The 3,900-nt window shown below is 47.0% G+C and carries 3 protein-coding genes and 1 pseudogene; all 4 read right to left on the reverse strand.

The features are described from left to right. Positions 1 to 428, reverse strand: a pseudogene (locus B2Z67_RS03200) (hypothetical protein); the annotation flags it as partial. Positions 429 to 432: 4 nt separating this feature from the next. Further along, positions 433 to 1,005 (reverse strand): Fic family protein, encoded by a 573-nt coding sequence (locus B2Z67_RS03205; RefSeq protein WP_291528375.1) that lies wholly within the window; start codon positions 1,003 to 1,005, stop codon positions 433 to 435. Positions 1,006 to 1,138: 133 nt separating this feature from the next. Next, positions 1,139 to 2,641 carry a glutamine synthetase family protein gene (locus tag B2Z67_RS03210; RefSeq protein WP_291528376.1) on the reverse strand — a complete coding sequence of 501 codons (1,503 nt, stop codon included), beginning with the start codon at positions 2,639 to 2,641 and terminating at the stop codon, positions 1,139 to 1,141. Positions 2,642 to 2,683: 42 nt separating this feature from the next. Next, positions 2,684 to 3,685: a beta-ketoacyl-ACP synthase III gene (locus B2Z67_RS03215; RefSeq protein ID WP_291528377.1), complete on the reverse strand. Its 1,002-nt coding sequence runs from the start codon at positions 3,683 to 3,685 to the stop codon at positions 2,684 to 2,686. Between the last annotated feature and the right edge of the window lie 215 nt (positions 3,686 to 3,900).

Below are 3,900 nucleotides of genomic sequence, written 5' to 3' on the forward strand. Positions count from 1 at the left end.
GGAATAAAATCGGCAATCACAACCGTGGCCTCATTCAAATCTACTGCCGGATCGGGCAGATATTTTACGACCACATTTAATGGTTCTGACGATAGAATGCCTTTGTCCTCAAACCCTTTTACCGGATAGAGACGCACCTTGAGCCGTTGTTCGCCGCTGGAAAGAATCCACGGATTAATGGGATAGAAAGATGTCACTCCTCCTTCTTTAAAGAATCGATAAACAGGCACGTCGTTCACCAAAATCTCGAAATTGCACCCGTTGCTGGAGAACGTCACTCCATAATAGTTTTTGGGCGCACCATCCTGCATGGTCGCCTCGATGCGGTGTTTGACTGATGTTAACATGTCATAATTGTTTTTTTGTGCTTTGCACGAGGTTGTCCATATCGACAGCATCGCAATGGTTGTAATACAAAAACGTCTCATTTTATTATCTTTTCGATTTGTTTTTCCAATGTTTCGATACTTTGGTTCGGCCTGTGAGGGCGCGACCAACCTGCGGAACCCGATATGTTTTTTCACCTCCGGCAGGGGGCGCGACGAATGCAATCTCGTCGCCTTTGGCGATGCCTACGTTGCCGCTCCGCAATCGTCCCGCGTCGGGCAACAATCCGTTCATCAGTCTCTTGTGGGCTTCGCACAGCGATTTTACGCTGAACGGGTTGTAACTCCCGAAACGGTCGTAAACTTCGATGGCGTTGCGAAGCTCCATCAGGTCTTTCGCCGGAGCCAGCACCCGCTTGCCGTCGATGTAATCGGTCACCTGCTCCAGCGTCATCGTGTTGCCCTCGATTTGCAGGGTGGACGATATGGTTTTGATGCGGCTTTCGCGCCGGAGCGACACGGGGGGCTTGGAGAGTTGCGCTCCTTCGATCATCCCCAACTTGTGGGATATTTCGGCCAACAGGCTCAATATATCCGATGTTATTTCATACTTCGGCTTCATGATAATACCATTTTGTGCGATTTTGGTAGTACCAAAGGTAGTACTTTTTTTGAACACAGAGACACAGAGCTTTCTTTTTCTATTAAGAAGAGAACCTGAATAAGANNGGCGACTACGTCGCAGAGAAAAAACTCTGTGTCTCTGTGTCTCTGTGTTCAATAATTCATAATTCATAATTCAAATTTTCTCCCTATCCGCAATGGAAGTACTTCTTCACTAATGCCATCATTGCTTCCGGCTTGTCCTGCACTTCGCTGCGCAAGGTCTTGTCATTATATGAACGCAGTTTGCTGATAATTCCGTCAATCATTGCGGGGCTGAATACGTGGTACTGCTCGAACACGGCGCGCTGTTTTTCCAGGCAATCGGCGGAAGCGGCGCAACTATCCGGTAATTGTTCCAGTTGTTCCAGCTTGTCCTCATTCTCTTTCTTGTGAATATTCACGTTGACGTACGTCTTTTCTGCAATAGCCGGTGCGTCTTCCATTTCAAAACCGTGACGGCAAGCCACTGCCAGTCCGGCTATCAACTGGTATAAATCGGCAGAACCGTCCGGAGAACGCATTTCCACGGTTTGCTTCTGCGTGGTGTCGTAATTACTCGGACTCTCCAGGGGGTTAGCCAGCACGCACATATCTGTCTTGGCAGACCAGCCCAACGGAACACGTACCAGGACGGAACGGTTGCGGTCGCCCCAGCAAACATTAGTCGGCGCCTCCTGGTGCGGCACAAGGCGGAAATAAGAAGTAGGGTTGGTGTTACCGAAAGCCGTAATGGAAGGTGCCAGTTCCATCATTCCGGCAATGGCTTTGCGGGCTGTTTCGGAAAGTATGCCGTCTTTCAGCATCTGGTTTTGTCCGTCCTTCATGATACGCATGTGTATATGCAAACCGGAGCCGGCTTTTCCTACCGTAATCTTCGGAGCAAATGTTATATCATATCCGTACTGATAAGCGAGGTTACGAATTATCCACTTGGCTATCATCAACTGATCAGCGGCGCGGTCGGCGCGTACAGGCAGGAACTCGACTTCATTCTGTTCGTAGATTTTGCCGTCGAGCGCGAAATTACCCACTTCAGAGTGGCCGTACTTGATTTCTCCGCCTGCCCGTGCAATATACAGCATACATTCTGTGCGGAAATCATTGAACTTGGCATAAGGGGCGGATTCGTGGTAGCCTCGCTGGTCGGTAGCTGCGAATAAGCCGTCATCTTCTGAAATTACATAATATTCCAACTCGCCCATAGCCTGAAACTCCATGCCTGTGACCTCGGTAAATGCTTCACATGCCTTGCGCAAGGTGTACTCCGGGGAGCTTTGCAATGGTTCGCCATCCTTATTGAAATAAGAGCAAAGCATGGTAAGCGTGGGTTCTTCGGCAAACGGATCGATAAAGGCGGTGCAGAAGCGGGGAACCACATACAGGTCGCTACTGCCTGCTTCGATAAACGGGAAAAGGCTGGAACCGTCCACACGTTCGCCACAAGTCAATATGGCATCAAGGTATGCGGCGTTGTTGATGACGAAGTTGAGTGTTTTCAGTCGACCGTCCGCAGCAGGATACATGAAGTTTACCATACGGATTTCTTTTTCTTTGATAAAAGAAATGATGTCAACTTTGGTAAATTCGGAAGCCGGTTTCTGAAGAGCTGCCACCAACAGGTTGGCGCTCATCGATAGTTCATGATTCATAAATGCAGGTTGTTTTTTAGTTATTATATGGTTAACAGAGTATCATCTTTTTCCGTCATATCCCCACTTTAGGTAAACGGCTCCCCAGGCAAAGCCTGCTCCAAATGCTGTAAGCAGCAGGTTATCACCTTTTTTGAGTTTATCTTCAAAATCCCAGAGGCAAAGTGGGAGCGTAGCGGCGCTTGTATTGCCATAACGTTCGATATTAACCATGACCTTTTCGGATGGTACTTCCAGGCGTTGCGTTACGGCAGTGATTATACGCATGTTGGCTTGGTGCGGAATAATCCAGTCGATATCTTCTTTACTCAAGTGGTTTCTTTCCATGACGGATTTACAAGTGTCGGACATGTTAGCTACGGCATACTTGAAAACGGTGCGTCCTTCCTGGTAGATATAGTGCATGTGGTTATCCAGTGTATAGTAAGAAGGAGCGCATACGGTACCGCCCGCTTTAATATGCAGGAAAGGCAGGCCCTTGCCATCTGTCCTTAGCATGGCATCCATAATACCGAAATCCTCTGTTGTGGGTTCCAGCATGGCAGCCGCCGCGCCGTCACCAAAGATGGGGCAGGTAGCGCGGTCGGTATAGTCTACTATCGACGACATTTTTTCAGCTCCTACTACGATGATTTTTTTATAATTTCCTGAGCGGATAAAGTTTGCTCCTGTTTCCAACGCATACAGGAAACCGCTGCAAACCGCTTGCAAGTCGAAAGCAAAAGCATTCTTGAGTCCCAGTTTCTCGCATAAGATGGAAGATGTGGAAGGTAACCGGTAGTCGGGGGTGGTAGTGGCAACAATTACCAGGTCAATTTCGTCCGGATTTGATTTCGTACGCTGCATCAATTGCTTTGCTGCTTTACGAGCCATATATGAAGTTCCAAGTCCGTCTTCACGCAAGATGTGTCTTTCTTTTATGCCGATGCGTCCCATAATCCATTCATCCGTAGTATCTACCATTTTAGATATCTCGTCATTAGTCAATATGTAATCGGGTATATATCCTCCGACTCCTGTAATCACTGCATTTATATTCTTCATTACGCCCTTACATAATTTAGTTAAACCCCATTAAGATAACACAATAAGCTAAATATGAATGCAAATATATGGAAAGAGCATGAATTACAATTACCGGCTAAAGACACTTTAACGTTTCTCCAATGAAAACGAATTATTGACCAATTCCTTTCTACGGATATTGTCCGTTAACTACTCTAATCTGTAGTGTTTATAAGTGTCTTGTCATAAATGAG

Source organism: Bacteroides sp. UBA939, from assembly GCF_002293435.1.
Lineage (GTDB): Bacteria > Bacteroidota > Bacteroidia > Bacteroidales > Bacteroidaceae > Bacteroides.